The organism is Geminocystis sp. CENA526 (genome assembly GCF_050753365.1).
Taxonomy (GTDB): Bacteria; Cyanobacteriota; Cyanobacteriia; order Cyanobacteriales; family Cyanobacteriaceae; genus Geminocystis.
The window spans coordinates 14,258-27,689 of sequence record NZ_JBLZFY010000058.1 but is presented as its reverse complement, the minus strand read 5'-3'; the positions used below and the strand labels follow the sequence as shown (position 1 = coordinate 27,689).

The window sequence follows — 13,432 nt, the reverse complement described above, 5'->3', positions numbered from 1 at the left end:
TTAATCATTGTTTTAGGCAAATTTAATTTTTAACCTAGATTGATATTAACATAAGTTTTTTGATTTGTACAAATAAATCTGGACGGCAATTCATCCCACACTGATTGTGTGGGTATTTCTTAACGAAAAATACAGTGTGGGGCTTCTTGCCGAAGAAAAGCTAAATTAATCAATTCAACACTCTTACAATGAAATATCAACAACTAACGGCAATTATTGAAAAAGAGGGAGATGGTTATGTCTCCCTTTGCCCTGAATTAGATATTGCTAGTCAAGGTGACTCGATCGAAAAAGCTAGAAATAACCTTCAAGAAGCCTTAGAATTATTTTTTGAAATTACATTTTCTCAACAAGAATATGCTTAAGAAAGAGGCACAATTGATTTATTAGCTTTAACGTTCATAACAACTGATAAATTCTCGAAAAACCCAACCATATATTTTATATTCACCTGAGACATAAGATCCGACTCTTGCCCAAGGTCTTCCTTTTTCATCATAGCGAATATTGTCGATATAAACCTCCTTACCATTAGTTAATATTCCTATTTTTTTACCATTTGGAGAAGTCCTAACATTAAGAGGTGTGCCTGTGGGATCAGTCACTTTACACACCGTTTCTGCCTTTATTGATGATACAGAAAAAACTACGTTAATCAGAATTAAACCAAGCAATGTTAAGTATTTCATTGATACAAATAGTTTTTATAACGTTTGATGACCTTTTTTATTACAATAATCTTACCATAAATTGTACTATCTCTCCTTCAGCGATCATTTGTTAATTAACATAACTTTTTTCTTGTCTGACTTCTAAGCAAAGTTCGATCGCCTCTTGTATATTAGAGATAGCTTCTTCTTTAGTTTCTCCTTGACTTAAACACCCCGGTATAATAGGACATTCCACAACATACCATCCATCTTCATCTTGATACATCGTAATAGGATATTTCATATAAACAATTTTATTGATTGACTACTGATAAACAATATATATTATCGCTCTTAAATAAGCTATTATTTGGGAAAGTTATAACCGTTGGGCATTATGAGTAAAACAGTTCAAGAAATTTATAGCGAAGTTGTCGAGATATTACCCTTAGATGAAAGATTGCGACTAGCAACGATGATATTAAACGACTTAACAAATAAAAACATTAGCCTTGTGAATTATAGTGATACTTGGACGCAAGAAGATCAAATAGATATTGTTAAGTATTCTTTACAAAATATTGATGATCAAGGTGAGGAAATTTACTAAATGGAATTTAAAAGTGGAGATGTTATCACTGTTGACTTTCCGGGTGTAAAAGGTATTAAACGTCGCCCGGCGGTAATCGTTTCTTCATCGGTTTACCATGAAAATCGTCCAGATGTTATCATTGGATTAATCACCAGTCAGACAAAAAATTTAGGAGTGACTGATTACATTTTACAAGATTGGTCATCAGCAGGGTTAAAAGTACCATCAATATTTAGAAGTTTTTTAGTAACGATACCATCATCTAATAACTTAGTTTATATTGGTCATTTATCGGAAAGGGATTGGCAAGGTATTTGTGATTGTATAAAAATTGCATTAATGGGAATCAAATAATCAAATCATCGCTCTTAAATAAGCGATCATTTGTTAATTAACATAACTTTATAGAACTTCTCATAATCTTAATCATCTATGAAAAGCCGATTTTTAGACAGACTACACAGAGTGCGATCGAACTTCGACATTTTAAACTTCATTAACTATTCACGGATGGAATAAGTTATTATCGCAATAAAGATTAAATGTTTAACAATGCAAATAATTGATCATCGTCATCTCAAGGAAAATTTAACCACCGTTATCGATGAAATTAACGAAAAACACCAACCCGTGTGCCTTCAATTATCTGATTCTGTAAGGGCGATCGTACTTTCGGAAGAAGACTATAATAGCATGGTAGAAACCTTATATTTGTTGAGTAATCCCGTCAACGCAGAAAAATTACTACAAGCAGTCGATCGCACTCCTGACTCTGCTACCCCATGGCAACAAGTGAAAAATGAGTTAATGGGATGAGAAATATTTTACTTGACATACAAGCTATTGAAGACTTGAAATGGTGGATTCAGCAAGATAAGCGAATGGCTTTGAAAATTATGGAATTAATCGAAACATTGCCAGATAATCCCTTCACAGGAAAAGGCAAACCTGAAATGTTACGCTTTAATCTATCAGGTTTTTGGTCAAGGCGTATTACTCAAGAACATCGTTTAGTTTATGAAGTCAAAGACGACTATATCAGAATAGTCAGTTGTCGTTATCACTATCGAAAATGAATCTATATCTTATCTAATCATCGCTCTCAAATAAGCGATCATTTGTTAATTAACATAACTTTATAGAACTTCTCATAAACTCAATTATCTATGAAAAGCCGATTTTTAGAAAGATTACACAGAGTGCGATCGCCCCGTGAAGCGTATTTGATGGTGCGATGGGTACAAATCTGCAAGTGCAAAACCTGACAGCAGAAGACTTTGGCGGTGCAGAATACGAAGGATGTAACGAATATTTAGTCCATACTAAACCCGAAGCAGTAGAGCACTATCCTATCGATATTATGGGGCTAAACTGCGCCACTGGACCTGATTTGATGAAACCCCACATCAAATATTTGAGAGAAAAATCTCCTTTCACTAGAAAATTTTAGTTAATCCTAAAAAGTTTTCGAGTTGTGTAATAGTATTAAGATGACTAATAACTGCATTTAATTCCTGATTTTTTGCATCAACTAAACCTTTTTCAAAATTAATAATATCTGTCATCGAGACATTTCCATTTAGTCTCATTCTTTCTTTAGCATTTGTTAATCTTGTTTCCGCTAATTGTCTAGCTTGTTGGGCTAATTGTATTCTTCTAAATGTATCTTGTACATTACGCATCCTAGTTTTTAATTCCTCTTCAAGATTTTTTGTGGCATTTTCAAAAGTTAAATTCGCAATTTCTAAGCTACTTTTACTTTTTTCTAAAGCATTATCTTGACTCAGATTTCCCCATTCACGACTTAATATAAGGGAAGAATTAACCGCTCTTTGATCGTCTGCATTACTAGCAATATTATGATTAACACTAAAATTAAATCTTAAATCCCATTTCTGTTGATTTTCAGCTTCAATTATATTTAATTTAGCATTTTTTACATCATTAAAAGCCGTTAGATAATTAAAATTATTACTTAAAGCTAATTCTAACATTTCTTCATAATTAGGTAAGTTTAAATTTGTAGGAGGTTGTGGTATTTCTTGCGCAATTAGTTTTTTATCTAGGGGTAAATCCAAAATTTTAGTTAGGTTAGTAATCGCTTCTTCTAAAGCATTTTGAGTTGTAACTAAAGTAACTTCTTGTTGTGCAATATCTGCTTGACGTTCAATTAAATCATTTTGTGGAATCCTTCCAAATTCAAAAAGTGCTTGTAACCTTTCTAAATCTTTTTTCCCATTTTCAATGGATAATTGTTCAATTTTTAGTTGTTCTTGTGCTAAGACTAAATTTCTATAAGCTAAAATTGTATTGGTAATAATTTGAGAATTAGTATTTTTTAATTTTAAGATATTAGCTGTTTCTGTTAATCTTGCTTTTTCAATATTGATAGAATTAAATCGCACCCCAAAATTTTTAAGTAAGGGTTGACTAAAATTAAAATTGATTCCCTGACTCAGTACATTATTATTTAAAATATCATTTAATGTGGTATTTGCAGATAGTTGATTTTGTCCTTTCCATAGGATTGTAAACTCACCACCCGTTGGTATTTTCCAATTTACATTAACATTTAAACCTAAAATTTTATCATCTCTTTGATTATTTCCACTATCGTTATTATTCCAATTAACTTCTAGTTGAGGTGTAAATTTTGGGTTAAATTGTGATTCAATCTCCGCTAATTGTTTTTCTTCTAAAATACGCTGAAGATATGCTATTTTTAATTCTCTGTTATTTTCTAATGCTAAATAAACAGCATCTGCTAAATTTAACGGCAATTCTTGATTATTGTTATTTAACAATAAGTTCAATTTTTGTTCTGATTTATCATTAATTTCTTCACTTTTTACATTAATAGAAAATATAATATTCAATAGAATAATTAACAAGGTTATCGGCAAAAAATGTTTCATATCTTTATATTTTACAATATTTTTTAACGTTTATTATATTAAGATTTTAAAGCTATTACTGGATCTAATTCACTGGCTCTTTTTGCTGATAAAAAACTAGAACTTATACCCACAAAAACAGCACTACCTAAAGAAATTAGGGGAGTTTGATAATTAAATTCATAAGGTAAAGTGAAGATATTTACTACTAAAATGGTAGTTACCTGAATTATCCCAATCGCCATAATTCCACCCGTGAGACTAATAATCGTTGATTCTAATAAAAATTGGCTTAAAATGTCTGTTTCTGTTGCACCAATGGCTTTTCTTAGTCCAATTTCTGAAGTCCTTTCTACCACCGATGCGATCGTAATATTAGCAATTCCCACTCCCCCCACCACTAAAGCAATTCCACCCACTAGCAGAAGAATTATTGTCACTACAATTAACGTTTCTTCAAACATTTTAACACTGTCGATGTTACTATAAGCAGAAATATCGTGATTTTTAAACCTTTGTTTTAGTAAATTAAGAGCTTGATTTTGCAATTTCTCTAAGTCTTTATGATGAGAAGGAGTAATAATAATTTGTTCAAAAAATGGACTTGATATTGATGATTGATGCAAAGATAATGGGATAAAAATTAATCCTTGCTTCTCGATTCCTATGTCACTTTGTTTGGCTTCAATAATTCCTTTAATATAATAAGATTTATTTTGAAAATAGAGCATTTTTCCTAAAACATTCTCATCTTGAAATAAACTGTTTGCGACTACTTCATCGATAACAATAACAGGATAATTTTTTTGATAATCAGTTTGAGTGAAAAAACTACCTGAGATTATTTTTCTTCCTGAAGCAGATAGAAAATCAGGTACTACTGCTTGTGCTTGTATATTTATTTTTTTGTTTTGATAATTAATTTCACCATTTCCCGCATTTTCAAAGGGAATAATATAACCCCAACCTGCTAAGTTATTTCTTAACCATTTCAAGTCTTCTTGTTCATATTTTACTTGTTTATCGATGATGGGATTACGGGGAGAAGAAATGAATATTCGTGGTGATTCCATCTCTTCTAATTGTTTTCTTAAATATGTTTTGCCAATATCACTGACTTGCAAAGTACCACTAATAGCAAAAACCCCCATAAATACCCCTAAACTACTTAAAAATGATCTCAAGGGATTATTGCGTAAAGAGGTAAAAGTTAAGGAAAATAAATCAACAATTTTCATAATAATTAGGAAATATTAAGTTATTAAATTTAAGTTATTGAATTTCAACATAATTACCCTCATTTAAGGGAATTTCTCCGATGGGAATCAAAACTTCATCTCCTAGTTTTAAACCCGATATAATCTCAGTATTTTCTATGGCTTGTAAACCAATTTTTACAGATTTTTTAATGGCTTTTCCTTGAGAATCTCTCATCCAAACAAAAGCATCTGAATCAGTTTGTTGTATGGCTTCATTGGGAAGTATTAAAACGTTATTTCGTTGAGCAATGATAATTGTAACTGCTACAGGAGTGCTAGGCACAATATTTTTATTGACTTTATCTAATCCAATAACTGCTACGACTTTGGCATTATTTGACGACTGACTACTATCATCTTGTTTTGCTAACAAAGCAATTTCTTCTACTTTGCCAGTTAATTTTTCCGAGTCTAAACCAATTACGGTGATTTCGGCAGGTTGTCCTAATTTTACTTTCGTGGCATCTAATGGGGATAGATTAAACTCAACAATTTGTTTAGAATCATCACCCATAAATAATAAATTTTGTTTGGAGTCAATTACATCACCTACTTTCACATTTAGATTTAGAATTACACCATTAATAGGAGAAGTAATCACTGTTTTGTTTAATGTTTCTATCAGAGTTTTTTGCTGAATCTTCAATTTATCTACTTCTCTCATTGCCTGATTTAGTGCTAATTCAGCTTCTTTTATTGCTAGTTGAGATTCTTCTAATTTACTTTGAGCTTCTTTAAGTTTTTGTTGTGGTTCGGAATTATTTTCTTGAATATTTTTGAGAAAATTATCTAAGTCTAATTTCTGTTTATCTAAGTTAATTTGACTGACTAATAATTGATTTTTAGCATTAGTTAAAGCTGTTTCTGCTAGACTCACTTTCTTTTGTTGTTCTTTTAATTCATTTTCGGAGATAAACCCTCTGTTAAATAATTGCTGATCTTCTTTTAATTTAATTTTAGACTCGTTTAAATCAATTTCAGCTTGAGTAATAATTTGTTCTTTTTGGATAACTTCTAACTTGCTTTTTTCAATTTCCCATGTTTTTTCTTGCTTGGTATTGTCAAGAATATTTTGATAATTATTTCTTAATTTTTCATATTCTTGCTGATCTTGAAGTACTTTTTTTCGGGTTCGTTGTAATGCTAATTCTTTTTGTTCAATTTCTATAGTTTTAGTTTTTAAGTCTAATTGAAATTCTTGTAACTTAATTTGAGATTCGTTATCTCGCAAACGAACTAAAATCTTTCCTTTTTTTACCACATCACCAATATTAACTAAAATTTCTTCCACCATTCCATTGGTAGCTCCTCGAATTACTCTTTGATTATCTAATTTTAAGACTCCACTCTCCCCAGTGATTTTATTTTCTACATTCCCTTCTATTACCGTAGTTGTTCTCACCGTCACAGGTTTTGTATTATTTTTGACGGATAAACCGTAAAAGAGTAACCCTCCTAAAGTAATAATTGTTAAAGTTGCTGAAGAAATAAATAACCACTTCAATCCTAATCCTTGTGTCAATCTCAATTTGCTTATATTCATTTTTAATAGGAGAAGAATATACCTGATACCACTTACACTTACTCAATTTTATCTGCCTAATGATATGATATGACATAAGGTGGGCAATGCCCACCCTACTCGACTAAACTACTTGTACTTTTTTACACTACCAACAGTTCACATGAACCCAATGATTTGACCAACCCTGATTCACGGGCACATTTGCATAACAAGTTTTGCGCTGATTGAACACCCTGTTGTGTACATCAATCTTTACATTACCTTTGAACCATGCATTATATGTTCTTGCGATTCCATCACAGCCAGTCTGAACTCTGCTGGTTGCATATTGATTACGTTGGTTAGTGCCACTGACAGTTACTGAAATGCCACTACGACATCCCCAGTTTAGTCCTGTAGCGCGTACGGACACCATTTGGCCATTAACGCCTGCGCCTACTGGAGGGGAGAATAGAAACAATGGTGCGGAAATTGTGGCTAGTGCCACTAATTTAAGATTTTTCATACATTTTCAAATGGGCTTTCTTAAAATTTTTGTTGCCCATATTTTTAGTTTAGATGCTAAATATACTTTTGTGCGTGGAGTGAATTGGAGTGAATAAATTATTTTAAGTGAATAACGGAGTGAACAATTGAGTGAATTTTTTAGCAAAATTATTTTAGAATGACTATTTATTAAGTAGTTATAGAGAAAGCTCAACGAAGCAACTGAGGGGGGTTATGCCAACAAAACCTAATCACGAAGAACCTAAGACTTTGGAAGATTTTAATAAGAGACATTTAACTCCTACTGAAAGAATTATTTTAAATGCCTTTTTAGATTATGTACGTTATACTTCCGAAGGTATTAAAGAAAAAGATGAAGAAGTAATTCTGAAGAAATGTTTAGAATTTGATTCAGTACATGATTATGATAAAAAAAATGGTACTTATAACTACCTAGAAGACAAAGGTGAATTAAAAAAAAGACTAGAAAACAATAAACAATATATAAGCAGAATTAATAAAGTGTATGGAGTTTCCCAGTGTGAATATATAAAAACAGAAGATAAAAGAACATATACACGTAGAACCTATGTACGCTATCGATTAGTCGAGTTATGCAATAAATTTAACTATCGTCTCGAAAATGATGATACTAAACTGGAAAACATAAAATCAGAGAATAATATAAAAGACGAATTAAAGAGACTTGAAGAGAATAAGTCAGTGAGTTATGATTTATTATGTTTATTGTCTCTTTTTGCCTATAATAAAATCTCTAAAGTTAAAAAAACACTAATTTCTGAGTTTTTTATTCCTGAATTTCTACCTCAACCCATTAAATTTGGAACGGTAAGCGAAGAAGATATAAGCGAAGAACATATTAGTAAATTAATTAAACTGCGATTAATTACTGAAAACAATGACAGCTATGATTTATCGGATGTCATAATTAAGTACAGTCAAAAAATCGATAAAAAAGATAACAATTATAGAAGATATACAAACATAATAGCTCAATATTTAGAGAAAGAATATCAGAACATTGAATGTAATAATATGTTAGAAGATGAAAGTTTGAAATTAGCTTTTAATAGTTTTCTGTTTTACCTCGAAAGTGAGGATTATCCAAGAGCATGGGACCTTTTATGCTATTCTCCTCGCTATGATAAATTTTATGATCATTCTTTATTTATTTATGCCAGAAGACATGGTTTATCAGACAAAATAATTTCCTGCTATGAAAAAATATCTGAAAAAGATAAGTCATTTTACCATCAAATAGTAGTTTCTTTATGTCTCTATTTAACAAATAGATTTAGTGAGGCAATTAAAGTATTGGAGTCCTTAATTGCGGAAATTCAAAAATTAGACACAACTGAAGATGAGGAAAATAATATTTATTATCAGGCTTTACTAATACTTTATAAGTGTTATTTTTATGAAGATAAATTAGAAACAGCAAAAGCTCAAAAGACATTAGAAAGTATAGAAACATATTTAAGCACAATCGAACAATCAACAAAAAACTATTACGATTTAAAAATCAATTATTATTTAATCAATGCCCGAATCAACTTAGAATTAGGAAAATATCAAGAAGGTTATGAGTGGTGCAAAAAATCTTTGAATTTATTACAAAATATTCCACTATCCCATGAAATTAATCAAAAAAATCACTTATCAGTTTTTAAAGGAAAAACCTTATCTTTAAGGGGAAGGATTCAATGTAATTTAGACAATAAAAATGACAAAGAATTAAAAAGAAAAAATGATGATTTTGCAATAAAAGATTTAAAAGAAGCGATAGAATGCTTTAATACTGATCCTCACAGTAAAACTATTTGTTATGTGTTTTTGTTACAAATTTATTTACAAACAGACAAAAGTAATCAAGAGAAAAAAGAACAGATTGATGAGATTAAAACACAATACTCGAATAATAAGAATTATTATACTTCATATATGAACGCGCTTTATTTCGAGTTTGAGGGAGATTTATCTGAAAATGAAAAAGACAAAAAGAAATGGTATGAGAAAGCGTTCAAGGAAGCAAATAAAACATTTTTACAGATAAAATTTCTTATCCCTAGATTACAGAAGAAATTAGACTCAGTAAGCTGAATTTAATTACTACCAATTATTGATTTTTAAATATCAATAGTTTTGACAAAATTAATATTATTTCTTAACCATTCATTGACTAACACGGAAATATCCATATTCTTTTTGTCAGCTAAATTAGTGATAAATTCTTCCACATCAGAATCTAAATAAATGGGTAAATTAAACTTACTATTAGGGTGATAAAATTTACCTTGTTCTCTATTAGAAAAATCGTATTCTTGTTTCATAAAATTCTGTTTTGATATTGTTTTCTTTCCTTTTAATATTTAACTTATCAAGGCTTCTTTTCTTTCTTTGGGTTTATTTACTGCTAAATCATAATTAGTCTGTAAATTCATCCAAAATTGGGGAGTGGTATTAAATGCTTGAGATAATAACCATGCTGTTTCTGGAGTAATACCACGTTTTCCTCTGATAATTTCATTGATTCTCTGCACTGGAATATTCAAATGACTAGCCAAAGCTACTTGAGTAATATTCATAGGTTCGAGAAATTCCTCTAACAAGATTATCCCCGGATGAGTGGGAATGCGATTAGTAGGTATCATAATTTATTCATCATTTTAATAAGTAATTAATCGTGATAGTCAATGATTTGAACTTGACTAACATTACCATTATGCCATTGAAAAATAATTCGCCATTGACTATTTATGCGAATACTATAAAAGCCTTTGAGATTTCCTTTTAATGCTTCAAGACGATTACCCGGAGGACTTTTTAATTCATCTAGTGTCTCAACGGCATTCAAAATATCTAGCTTATTTAAGGCTTTTTTTGTTATTTCAGAAGGTATTTTTCTTGTCTCCCGACTATTGATTCCGTTGAATAAATCAGCAGTGCTTTTATCTCCAAAAGAAATAATCAATTTGTTACATTAAAATTAATTTTCTTTATTTTAATGTTTTAACGGTTATCATGCAACCAAAAATTATTCAGTGTTTATTGTCATTTGATATTTTATCTTTGTCAAATAAGCTAAAGTAGTTAATTAACATAACTTTAAAGAACTTCTCATAAACTCAATTATCTATGAAAAGCCAATTTTTAGAAAGACTCCACAGCTGCGATCGAACTTCGACATTTTAAACTTCATTAACTATTCACGGATGGAATAAGTTATTATCGCAATAAAGATTAAATGTTTAACAATGCAAATAATTGATCATCGTCATCTCAAGGAAAATTTAACCACCGTTATCGATGAAATTAACGAAAAACACCAACCCGTGTGCCTTCAATTATCTGATTCTGTAAGGGCGATCGTACTTTCGGAAGAAGACTATAATAGCATGGTAGAAACCTTATATTTGTTGAGTAATCCCGTCAACGCAGAAAAATTACTACAAGCAGTTGATCGCACTCCTGACTCTGCTACCCCATGGCAACAAGTGAAAAATGAGTTAATAGGATGAGAAATATTCTAATTGACATACAAGCTATTGAAGACTTGAAATGGTGGATTCAGCAAGATAAGCGAATGGCTTTGAAAATTATGGAATTAATCGAAACATTGCCTGATAATCCCTTCACAGGAAAAGGCAAACCTGAAATGTTACGCTTTAATCTATCAGGTTTTTGGTCAAGGCGTATTACTCAAGAACATCGTTTAGTTTATGAAGTCAAAGACGACTATATCAGAATAGTCAGTTGTCGTTATCACTATCGAAAATGAATCTATATCTTATCTAATCATCGTACCTAATAAATTAACTGGTAATTAATGATATGATAAACCGAAATCAAATAAAGACATTTGCTGTGGTGAATGATAGTGATTAGGTGTACAATTAGGGTTTAATAATTGTTGTTTAACTTGATTAGCTATTTCTTCAACCATCGGAATAACGATCGAATTTCCTACCCGATTATATAGTTTTGATTTACTACCAATTAACTTAAAATCATCTGGAAATCCCATCAAACGATAACATTCTCTTAAAGTTAATTTTCTGACTTTTCCATCATGTAAAATATAATATCTACCAGCAGATTCTTGAGAAGATAATGTGGGATGACTACCCTCAGACGAGTAAATTCTATTTGGTTGTTTATGCACTCTTGATAAATGTTTTGTATCAGGGCGAATACCATTAACTCTAATATTTTTATTTCTATAACCTGCAAAAATTAAGCCTGATAATTGTTGTTTTGGGTTAGTAATTAAGGTATATTCTTCTTCTTTTAAATACTCAAAATTTTCTTGATTATCATTTTCTAAAATATCTTTTAGTTTCTTCGCTTTAATTTTTTTGAGTTTATTAAAATCAAACTCTATTTTATCTAAACAACCGACAATAATTGTTCTTTCCCTATTTTGTGGTACACCGAAATTAATAGCATTTAGTAAATTCCAATTAGTGGTATAACCTAAATTATTTAAAGTGTTTAAAACAGTAGCTAAAGTTTTCCCTCGATCGTGATTTTTAAAGTGTTTGACATTTTCTAATATAACTACCTTTGGCAGATGATATTCAACAATTTTAGCAATATCAAAAAATAAAGTTCCCCTAATATCATTAAACCCCTTTTTTTCTCCTGCGATACTAAAAGGTTGACAAGGAAATCCTGCCAATAAAATATCAAAATTAGGAATAGTTTTTACATCTATTTCTCTTATATCTCCAACGGGGTATTCACTAAAATTATGAAAATACATTTCTCTGGCGTGAGAGTCAATTTCTGAACTAAATACACATTGATAACCAGCCCTTTCAAAGCCTATTCTAAAACCACCAATTCCTGCAAATAAATCAATAAATTTATACATTATTTTCTAATTTTATTAGTAATTCATTCCATTTTTGTTTATGTATAGTTTTTAGTTCTAAATCATTTTCTATTAATTTAGAATAGATATTAATAAATTTATCTAAGCTAGAAATTAACCTTAAATAATATTTTAATGAGGGAATAATACCATTAATAATAATTTGGCAACCATGATTATTTTTGACATTATTTATAATATCATTAATTATATCTAATTCACTTTTTTGAATATCCAAATAAGATAAGATATAGAATCTTTCTGGATTATATTTCAAGATTTTTGCTTCGGCAATTCTAAGAATATTACTGTCAATAGACCTATCTAATTTAATTTCTAAAACTTCAAATAATTTATCACTTTTAAAAATTTCAATATCTCCTGCACTTTTAGAACTTTTATCAGAAGCGGTATGACTTCCCAGTGATTTCAATGTACAGTTATTATATCTTATAACTTCCTCTATGATAATTTGGTAAATTGCATAAAAAGCTAATACGGGTAATTTAGAACCGCCAAAAACATTATAATTAAAAGAAAATTGATAATTTAGTACATCTATTACTTTGGAAATTGTCAGTTTATCTGCATTGGTTAAAGGTTGAATAATAACTTTATTTTGTTTTTGAATTATAATAATTTGTTTAAATAACTCTACTAATATATATTTTGGATTAACTTTTTCAATTTCTATGGTATTAACTAATTCTAAAAATGCTTTTTTAACTTCCTTATTTCCTATTTTTCCTTGATAATCTAGGGTAAAAGGATAGGGTTGTTCTAATGAACGAGTAAGCCAACCACTTTCAGCCATTGATGGTAAACCTATTTGTTTAAGAGTAGGTGTTATGTATTGTGTATCAATCGTTCTTCCTGAAAATCCATTTTTAATTTGCGTTTGATGATTTCTAATATCTTGTTTAGGATGTAAAATTTTATAAATAGATAAAGTAATTAAAACAGTATAAACACCTTTTTGATTAAAACATTTTTCGGCAATAATATTAATATTATTCAATATCTTTTCACTTAAGTTTTCTCGATAACAATTATCTTGTTTTGCTTCATTATAGATAGAAATTAATAGTTTTTTATAATCCATTTTGTGACTCAATCTAAAAAATCACTTTTG

General features: G+C 29.8%; 20 protein-coding genes. 10 read left to right on the top strand and 10 right to left on the bottom strand.

Features of this window, described 5'->3' with window-relative positions; genetic code table 11:
- Positions 1–188 precede the first annotated feature (188 nt).
- Complete coding sequence (locus ACN4EE_RS14730) at positions 189–365, top strand: type II toxin-antitoxin system HicB family antitoxin (protein WP_431707212.1); 177 nt, start codon at positions 189–191, stop codon at positions 363–365.
- Positions 366–392: 27 nt separating this feature from the next.
- Here the strand turns inward: ACN4EE_RS14730 and ACN4EE_RS14725 are convergent, their stop codons facing one another.
- The gene (locus ACN4EE_RS14725) at positions 393–689 is read right to left on the bottom strand and encodes an SH3 domain-containing protein (protein ID WP_431707211.1); all 297 of its coding nucleotides are present in this window, start codon (positions 687–689) and stop codon (positions 393–395) included.
- 91 nt (positions 690–780) lie between these two features.
- The gene (locus ACN4EE_RS14720) at positions 781–954 is read right to left on the bottom strand and encodes a type II toxin-antitoxin system HicB family antitoxin (RefSeq protein ID WP_431707210.1); all 174 of its coding nucleotides are present in this window, start codon (positions 952–954) and stop codon (positions 781–783) included.
- Positions 955–1,047: 93 nt separating this feature from the next.
- Between ACN4EE_RS14720 and ACN4EE_RS14715 the strand changes: the two genes are divergently transcribed.
- The 5 genes from ACN4EE_RS14715 (at position 1,048) to ACN4EE_RS14695 (ending at position 2,692) form a co-directional block, all read left to right on the top strand.
- Complete coding sequence (locus ACN4EE_RS14715; protein WP_431707209.1) at positions 1,048–1,260, top strand: hypothetical protein; 213 nt, start codon at positions 1,048–1,050, stop codon at positions 1,258–1,260.
- A complete protein-coding gene (locus ACN4EE_RS14710; RefSeq protein ID WP_431707208.1) occupies positions 1,261–1,596 on the top strand; it encodes a type II toxin-antitoxin system PemK/MazF family toxin in 336 nt (111 codons plus the stop codon).
- Positions 1,597–1,794: 198 nt separating this feature from the next.
- Positions 1,795–2,058, top strand: a complete 264-nt coding sequence (locus ACN4EE_RS14705) for a type II toxin-antitoxin system Phd/YefM family antitoxin (RefSeq protein WP_431707207.1) — start codon at positions 1,795–1,797, stop codon at positions 2,056–2,058.
- Positions 2,055–2,318 carry a Txe/YoeB family addiction module toxin gene (locus ACN4EE_RS14700; RefSeq protein ID WP_431707206.1) on the top strand — a complete coding sequence of 88 codons (264 nt, stop codon included), beginning with the start codon at positions 2,055–2,057 and terminating at the stop codon, positions 2,316–2,318. The genes ACN4EE_RS14705 and ACN4EE_RS14700 overlap by 4 nt, the downstream gene beginning before the upstream one ends.
- A gap of 158 nt (positions 2,319–2,476) precedes the next feature.
- Positions 2,477–2,692 (top strand): hypothetical protein, encoded by a 216-nt coding sequence (locus ACN4EE_RS14695; RefSeq protein WP_431707213.1) that lies wholly within the window; start codon positions 2,477–2,479, stop codon positions 2,690–2,692.
- On the opposite strand, the gene ACN4EE_RS14690 is transcribed toward ACN4EE_RS14695, so the two are convergent.
- The 3 genes from ACN4EE_RS14690 to ACN4EE_RS14680 form a co-directional block, all read right to left on the bottom strand.
- A complete protein-coding gene (locus ACN4EE_RS14690; protein ID WP_431707205.1) occupies positions 2,679–4,118 on the bottom strand; it encodes a TolC family protein in 1,440 nt (479 codons plus the stop codon). The genes ACN4EE_RS14695 and ACN4EE_RS14690 overlap by 14 nt on opposite strands.
- A 77-nt stretch (positions 4,119–4,195) precedes the next feature.
- Entirely contained in the window at positions 4,196–5,374 is a 1,179-nt protein-coding gene (locus ACN4EE_RS14685) for an ABC transporter permease (protein ID WP_431707204.1), read from the bottom strand.
- Positions 5,375–5,408: 34 nt separating this feature from the next.
- Complete coding sequence (locus ACN4EE_RS14680; protein ID WP_431707203.1) at positions 5,409–6,938, bottom strand: efflux RND transporter periplasmic adaptor subunit; 1,530 nt, start codon at positions 6,936–6,938, stop codon at positions 5,409–5,411.
- A gap of 326 nt (positions 6,939–7,264) precedes the next feature.
- Between ACN4EE_RS14680 and ACN4EE_RS14675 the strand changes: the two genes are divergently transcribed.
- Together ACN4EE_RS14675 and ACN4EE_RS14670 are read left to right on the top strand one after the other, a co-directional pair.
- Entirely contained in the window at positions 7,265–7,522 is a 258-nt protein-coding gene (locus ACN4EE_RS14675; RefSeq protein WP_431707202.1) for a hypothetical protein, read from the top strand.
- A 118-nt stretch (positions 7,523–7,640) separates the two neighbouring features.
- Positions 7,641–9,527 carry a hypothetical protein gene (locus ACN4EE_RS14670; RefSeq protein WP_431707201.1) on the top strand — a complete coding sequence of 629 codons (1,887 nt, stop codon included), beginning with the start codon at positions 7,641–7,643 and terminating at the stop codon, positions 9,525–9,527.
- Between the two features lie 26 nt (positions 9,528–9,553).
- On the opposite strand, the gene ACN4EE_RS14665 is transcribed toward ACN4EE_RS14670, so the two are convergent.
- From ACN4EE_RS14665 to ACN4EE_RS14655, 3 genes are read right to left on the bottom strand one after another with little or no spacing between them, the layout of a single operon-like run.
- Positions 9,554–9,757, bottom strand: a complete 204-nt coding sequence (locus ACN4EE_RS14665; RefSeq protein WP_431707200.1) for a hypothetical protein — start codon at positions 9,755–9,757, stop codon at positions 9,554–9,556.
- A gap of 39 nt (positions 9,758–9,796) precedes the next feature.
- Positions 9,797–10,078 carry a HigA family addiction module antitoxin gene (locus ACN4EE_RS14660; protein ID WP_431707199.1) on the bottom strand — a complete coding sequence of 94 codons (282 nt, stop codon included), beginning with the start codon at positions 10,076–10,078 and terminating at the stop codon, positions 9,797–9,799.
- A 26-nt stretch (positions 10,079–10,104) separates the two neighbouring features.
- A complete protein-coding gene (locus ACN4EE_RS14655) occupies positions 10,105–10,398 on the bottom strand; it encodes a type II toxin-antitoxin system RelE/ParE family toxin (RefSeq protein ID WP_431707198.1) in 294 nt (97 codons plus the stop codon).
- A 283-nt stretch (positions 10,399–10,681) separates the two neighbouring features.
- On the opposite strand from ACN4EE_RS14655, the gene ACN4EE_RS14650 reads away from it, so the two are divergent.
- On the top strand, positions 10,682–10,945 hold the full coding sequence (locus ACN4EE_RS14650; protein ID WP_431707197.1) for a type II toxin-antitoxin system Phd/YefM family antitoxin: 264 nt from the start codon (positions 10,682–10,684) through the stop codon (positions 10,943–10,945).
- The gene (locus ACN4EE_RS14645; protein WP_431707196.1) at positions 10,942–11,205 is read left to right on the top strand and encodes a Txe/YoeB family addiction module toxin; all 264 of its coding nucleotides are present in this window, start codon (positions 10,942–10,944) and stop codon (positions 11,203–11,205) included. Before ACN4EE_RS14650 ends, ACN4EE_RS14645 begins: the two co-directional genes overlap by 4 nt.
- 45 nt (positions 11,206–11,250) lie before the next feature.
- Here the strand turns inward: ACN4EE_RS14645 and ACN4EE_RS14640 are convergent, their stop codons facing one another.
- Both ACN4EE_RS14640 and ACN4EE_RS14635 read right to left on the bottom strand, forming a co-directional pair.
- A complete protein-coding gene (locus tag ACN4EE_RS14640) occupies positions 11,251–12,300 on the bottom strand; it encodes a DNA cytosine methyltransferase (RefSeq protein ID WP_431707195.1) in 1,050 nt (349 codons plus the stop codon).
- Entirely contained in the window at positions 12,293–13,402 is a 1,110-nt protein-coding gene (locus tag ACN4EE_RS14635) for a hypothetical protein (protein WP_431707194.1), read from the bottom strand. Before ACN4EE_RS14635 ends, ACN4EE_RS14640 begins: the two co-directional genes overlap by 8 nt.
- Between the last annotated feature and the right edge of the window lie 30 nt (positions 13,403–13,432).